General features: G+C 68.0%; 4 protein-coding genes and 1 pseudogene. 3 read left to right on the forward strand and 2 right to left on the reverse strand.

Going from position 1 to position 5194, the window contains the following annotated elements:
• Together ACFQEU_RS10990 and lonB are read right to left on the reverse strand one after the other, a co-directional pair.
• Nucleotides 1-459, reverse strand: a pseudogene (locus ACFQEU_RS10990) (hypothetical protein); the annotation flags it as partial.
• Nucleotides 460-490: 31 nt separating this feature from the next.
• Complete coding sequence (gene lonB, locus ACFQEU_RS10995) at nucleotides 491-2818, reverse strand: ATP-dependent protease LonB (protein WP_379782069.1); 2328 nt, start codon at nucleotides 2816-2818, stop codon at nucleotides 491-493.
• 170 nt (nucleotides 2819-2988) lie between these two features.
• Between lonB and ACFQEU_RS11000 the strand changes: the two genes are divergently transcribed.
• The 3 genes from ACFQEU_RS11000 to ACFQEU_RS11010 form a co-directional block, all read left to right on the forward strand.
• Nucleotides 2989-3513 (forward strand): nicotinamide-nucleotide adenylyltransferase, encoded by a 525-nt coding sequence (locus ACFQEU_RS11000; protein WP_379782071.1) that lies wholly within the window; start codon nucleotides 2989-2991, stop codon nucleotides 3511-3513.
• Between the two features lie 4 nt (nucleotides 3514-3517).
• Nucleotides 3518-4363, forward strand: coding sequence for an SAM hydrolase/SAM-dependent halogenase family protein (locus tag ACFQEU_RS11005; protein ID WP_379782074.1), 846 nt, complete (start codon nucleotides 3518-3520; stop codon nucleotides 4361-4363).
• 179 nt (nucleotides 4364-4542) lie between these two features.
• Nucleotides 4543-5194, forward strand: a 652-nt coding sequence (locus ACFQEU_RS11010; RefSeq protein WP_379782076.1) for a GTPase, incomplete at its 3' end; no start/stop codon positions are given.

Raw genomic sequence — 5194 nt, forward strand, 5'->3', positions numbered from 1 at the left:
CCCGAGGACGGCTCCCGCGGGGTCGGCGGCCAGCCCGACCGCCGCCGCCGGTACCCCGGTCCACCACATGACGGCGGCGAGTCCGACGAGCGCGAGCCCCTGTGAAGCCGCCACGTTCGCCAAGAGGAGGTCGGTGGTGAGTGTCGGTTCGGTCCGTGACCCCGGCGGTGGGAGGTCGACGCCGTCGGTGCGGGTGGCGTCGTCGGCGTGGGTCGCGTCGACGTCGTCGCCGTGAGACGCCCGGACGTCGTCGCCGTGAACGTCCTCGACGTCGTCGCCGACCGCGTGGTCCTTGGACACGGCTTCGGGGTCCGATCTTTCGGGCCCGTACTCCCGGATATCGGCCGGATCGTCGACGATACGGACCCGTTCGAGCGTTCGCTGTGATCGGCGAGTGAAATACAAAAGCAGCAGCGTACCGAGCGCGGTCGCGGCCCCGAACGTCATCCAGTCGGTCATTCGACGGGGCGGAGGGGCTGGAGTCGAGCCGCTACTGCGGGCTCGGGCTGGTGGGTTTCGAGACGCCCTGTTCTTTGAGCGCCGAGCCGGTGATAGATTTGAGCCGGTCGACCAGCGAGTCCTTCTCGGCCTCGCCTTCGAGGGCGATGTCGAGCACCTCGCTGATGTGGCTGACGGGGATGATCTCAACCATCTCCTCGTACTCCTCCTCGATCATCACGTCCTGCTCGTTCGCCTGCGGGATGATGACCCGCGTGCAGCCGGCCTTCGCGGCCGCCTCGATCTTGTGGGTCACGCCGCCGACGGGGAGCACGTCGCCCCGAACCGACAGCGAGCCGGTCATCGCGAGGCTCTGGTCGACGCCGACGTTCTCCAGCGCGCTGATGACGGCGGTCGCGACCGTGATGGACGCGGAGTCGCCATCGACGCCCTGTTGGCCGGCCTGCACGAACTGGATGTGGATGTCCATCTCCGAGATGTTCTCGTCGGAGAACTTCTTGATGATCGCGGAGACGTTCGAGACGGACTCCTGGGCCATCTCCTTCAGCTGCCCGGTGGCGATCACCTCACCCGGCCCCTGTGAGGGAGCGACCTCGGCCATCACCGGGAGCATGATCCCGGAGTCCTCGCCCATGACGGCGAGCCCGTTGACGCGCCCGACGACGTAGCCGTCCGAGACCTGTAGCTCGTAGTCCTTCCGGCGCTCGATGAAGTCGTCGGCGAGCTGTTGTTCGATGGAGCGCGAGCGACCCTTCGCGGACAGCACGTGGTCGCGCGTGGTGAACTCGGCGTCCTCGCCGCGGGCGATGTCGCCGGCGACGCGCACGAGCCCGCCGAGGTTCCGGAAGTGAAGCGTGAGGTGGCCCTTGCGGCCGGAGCGCCGCTTCGCTTCGAGGATGACCTCCTCGATCGCCTCGGCCGTGAACTCCGGAAGGCGGCCGTCCTTCGCGACCTCCTGGGCGATGAAGCGGACGTACTGTCGGCGCATCTCCGGGGTGTCCTCGATGGTGTCCTCCATGTACACCTCGTAGCCGTACCCCTTGATCCGCGAGCGCAGCGCCGGGTGCATGTTCTCCATCGCGTCGAGGTTCCCGGCCGCGATCATGACGAAGTCTGTGGGGACGGGCTCCGTTTGGACCATCGCGCCCGAGGAGCGCTCGGACTGGCCCGTGATGGAGAACTCGCCCTCCTGGATCGCCGTCATCAGGTGCTGCTGGCTCCGGATGTCGAGCGTGTTGATCTCGTCGACGAACAGCACGCCTTTGTTCGCCTTGTGGATCGCGCCGGCCTCGACGCGGTCGTGGCTCGGCGTCTCCATCCCGCCGGACTGGAACGGGTCGTGCCGGACGTCGCCGAGCAGTGCGCCGGCGTGTGCCCCCGTCGCGTCGCGGAACGGCGCGGACTTCGTGTCGCCGTTGTTGACGAGCAGGTTGGGGATCATCGCGTCCGAGCCGCGGTTCAAGTAGCGGAAGACCAGGTAGACGACACCCGCGGCGATGATGCCGATGAGGATCTGGCCGACGATGATGAGCGCGTAGCCCAACACGACGGCGATGATGATCCACATGAGCAGCGACCGCATCTGGTTGCGCTTGCGGGCCTCCTCCTTGTGGGCGTCGACGATCTGTTCCCCCTTGCCGGCCGGCACCGTCCGGACCTTCGGCTTGTTGCCGTCGTCCGGGTTGTGATACACGAGGACGTCTTGGAGCTCCTCTTTGGGGAGGAGCTCGGACATCGCTTTCGCGAGCATCGACTTCCCCGTCCCGGGCGAGCCGATCATCATCACGTGGCGGCGCTGTTTCGCCGCCTTGATGATCACGTCGCGGGCGTGCTCTTGGCCGATCACTTGGTCGACGAGGCGGTCGGGGATCTCGATCTCCGAGGTGTCGTCGATCAGGAGCCCGCCGAGGAGGTCGTCCTCGTCCGGGTCCTCGGCGATCTCCGCGCCCTCGACCTCGACGGTGCTCCCGAGCTCGTCGATATCCCCGTCGTCGATCGGACCGTCGACGACGCCGTCCTCGGACGATTCGGAGGCTCCCCCGTCACCGTCGACGCCGTCCTCGATCGTGACGTCGTCGTCCAACTCGGGGTCGTCCCACTCAGGGTCGTCCCACTCGTCGTCACTGTCGGTATCGGCTTCGACCCGATCCGAGTCGTCGGTGTCGTCACCGACCCGATCCGAGTCGTCGACACCGTCTTCCGACGAGTGGCCGTTCGAGGCTACCTCCTCGGTACCCGTCTCTTCCCGGGACGTCTCCTTTCGGGACGTGCTCTCCGACGGCGCGTCCTCCGGCGGCGTATCCTCCGGCGGCGTATCGTCGGCGGCCGGCGGGTCGTTCGTGTCCTTCTCGTTGCTCATAGAATCGATATCCGTTACTCGAATGGAAGGGTCGGCTACTGATATACTTTCTCCCCGCAGATGTCCCGGGCGCAGCGCGCGAGGAGCCTGATATCGCCGGTGTACGACGATTACGGCGGCTCGGTACGGTCCCATGGGGTTTATAAACCACGCCGTCTCTACTCCCGTCCATGCGGGGGTTCTACATCGGCCGGTACCAGCCGTTTCACGACGGTCACCGACACATGGTGGAGGAGATCGCGTCGGAGGTCGACGAGCTGGTCCTCGGGATCGGGTCGGCCGGCGATTCACACACCACACGGAACCCGTTCACCGCCGGCGAGCGCGTGATGATGGTGACGAAGGCGGTCGAGGAGCTGGACATTACGACCTACGTCGTCCCGATCGAGGACCTCGACCGCAACTCCGTCTGGGTGAGCCACGTCCAGAGCATGACGCCACGGTTCGACGTGGCGTACTCGAACAACCCGCTCGTCGTCCGCCTCTTCCAGGAGGCCGGCGTCGAGGTGCGCGGCTCGCCGATGTTCAATCGCGAAGTGCTTGAGGGGACGGAGCTCCGCGAACGGATGATCCACGGGCGGAACTGGACGGACCTCGTCCCGGAGACCGTCGTCGACGTGATCCGCGAGATCGACGGGGTAGAGCGGATCCGCCGGATCGCCGAGAGCGACGCGATAGCCGACGAGAGCCCCTGAAACCGTGATCACGCTCGCCTCCGATTTCGGCTCGCCATATCCCGCTGCGATGCGGGGGGTCGTTCGTCGAACGTCCGACGCGGAGTTGGTCGACGTGAGCCACGACCTGCCGCGGGGGGACCCGCGAGCGGCCGCCTTCTGGCTCCGGTTCGTCCTCCCCGAGTTCCCCCCGGCGGTCCACTGTGCGGTCGTCGACCCGGGTGTCGGGACCGACCGGGCGGCGATCGTCGTTCGCGCGGGCGAGCACGCGATAGTCGCGCCCGACAACGGGCTCGCGTTTCCCCCGGCCCGAGCGCTCGCGGCGGCGACGGGGACTGGCCCGAACGATATCGACGTCTTCGAGATCCACGAGGCCGATCCCGCGAGCACGACGTTTCACGGCCGGGACGTGTTCGCGCCCGCCGCCGCTCGCGTCCGCGAGAACGCGTGGACGGACGGCACCATAGACGGGGACCGCCTCACCGCCCTCGGCTCGCTGACGGCGACCGACGATCGAGTCGACCTCCGGTTCCCGGAGCCCTTGGTCGAGCGTGACCCCGACGGTACGATCGACACGATCGACGGCGAGGTCCTCGTCGTCGACGGGTTCGGGAACGCGATCACGAACGTCCCCGGGAATGTGATCACGAACGTCCTCGGGAACGCGGTTGGCGACGCCGGCCACGACCGCGTTCGGGTGAACGACGCCGGCCCCGTTCCGCTCGTGGCGACGTTCGCCGCGGTCCCGCCGGGCGACCGGCTCGTCACCGTCGGGAGCCACGGGTTCCTCGAGTGCGACGTCAACGACGGTCGCGGTGCCGAGGCGTTCGACCTCGACGCCGGCGACCCGGTTCGGCTCTCCTTCGAGTGACGCGACGGGGGAGAACAGCACGACCGCCGTAGCACGCGCCGCGCGCTCCGCGACAGACGCTCCGTGACGCAGGCTCCGCGACACTGTTCGATGAATCGCCGTGTCGCCGGTGGCCGGCCGAACCGGGTCGCGGGGGCGTCGACCGAAAGGGGCTTTTCGCCCCGCCGTGATCCGTCACCATGCTCACGGTTGCGCTCGCGGGGAAGCCGAACGCCGGCAAGTCCACCTTTTATACTGCCGCCACGATGGCCGACGTCGATGTCGCGAACTACCCGTTCACGACCATCGACGCCAACCGTGGTGTGACCGCCGTCCGGACCGAGTGCCCGTGCCTCGATCGCGACGAGCGCTGCGGCAACGACCGCTGTCACGACGGCATCCGTTACGTGCCCGTCGAACTGCTCGACGTGGCCGGGCTCGTCCCGGGCGCACACGAGGGGAAGGGGCTCGGTAACCGGTTCCTCGACGAGCTCACCAACGCCGACGTGATACTGAACGTCGTCGACGCCTCCGGTGGGACGAACGCCGAGGGCGAGCCCGTTGCGGTCGGGAGCCGAGACCCGGTCGCCGACGTGGACTTCATCGAGGAGGAGATGGACCTGTGGCTCGCGGGCGTCGTCGCGGACAACTGGGAGGGGGTCGAACGACAGTCCCGCTCGCCCGACTTCGACCTCGACGAGGCGCTCACCGCGATGTTGACCGGTGTCGGGGCGACCGAGGCGGACGTGGCCGCCGTCCTCCGGGAACTGGAGTACCCACCCGACCCGAAACGCTGGGGCGACGGCGATCGGGAGGCGCTGGCGCGGGCGATCCGTCGCCGCACGAAGCCGA

The sequence above is a fragment of the Halorubrum tibetense genome (assembly GCF_042661865.1).
Classification (GTDB): domain Archaea; phylum Halobacteriota; class Halobacteria; order Halobacteriales; family Haloferacaceae; genus Halorubrum; species Halorubrum tibetense.

Coding starts and splice junctions, on each gene's coding strand:
- lonB (WP_379782069.1), bottom strand. CDS start 2,818: ATGAGCAACGAGAAGGACACGAACGACCCGCCGGCCGCCGACGATACG.
- ACFQEU_RS11000 (WP_379782071.1), top strand. CDS start 2,989: ATGCGGGGGTTCTACATCGGCCGGTACCAGCCGTTTCACGACGGTCAC.